Genomic DNA, 502 nt, shown 5'->3' on the forward strand with positions numbered 1-502 from the left:
CATTTACGATACACTGCTTGAAAGCATTCGTCGTATTAACCCGTCTCTTTTCTCTATCTGGCGAAAAGACGGTTTTAAAGCCGCATTCAATCATATTAATGGCTTTTTCCTTATTGCTCTGTTTGCTGGCATCTTGTCGAGCATTGCAACCTTAGCGAAGTTGATCACATGGCTGCTAGACACTCATCCGATCCCTATTTGGTCGTTCTTCTTCGGCCTCATTTTGGTCTCTGTTTATCACATCCTCCGTCAGGTAGAAAAACGCGATGCGATTCGTTTCGTGACTCTTCTACTGGGCGTCGGCTTTGCGTATAGCATTACGGTGCTGAAACCACTGCATCTTGAACCTACCGCTATTAATACGCTGATTGCAGGTGCGATCGCAATTTGTGCGATGATCCTCCCTGGTATCTCAGGCAGCTTCATCCTGCTACTGATCGGTATGTATACTCCGGTACTTGCGGCCGTAAAAGGCTTCCAAGTGGATACGTTGGCGCTATTT

The 502-nt window shown here is 46.4% G+C and carries 1 protein-coding gene; it reads left to right on the top strand.

What is annotated here, in order from left to right; genetic code table 11:
• Position 1: 1 nt before the first annotated feature.
• Positions 2–502: DUF368 domain-containing protein (locus R7O13_RS31380; RefSeq protein ID WP_318305803.1), on the top strand; the 501-nt coding region annotated here is incomplete at its 3' end.

Source organism: Vibrio sp. Y176 (assembly GCF_033438945.1).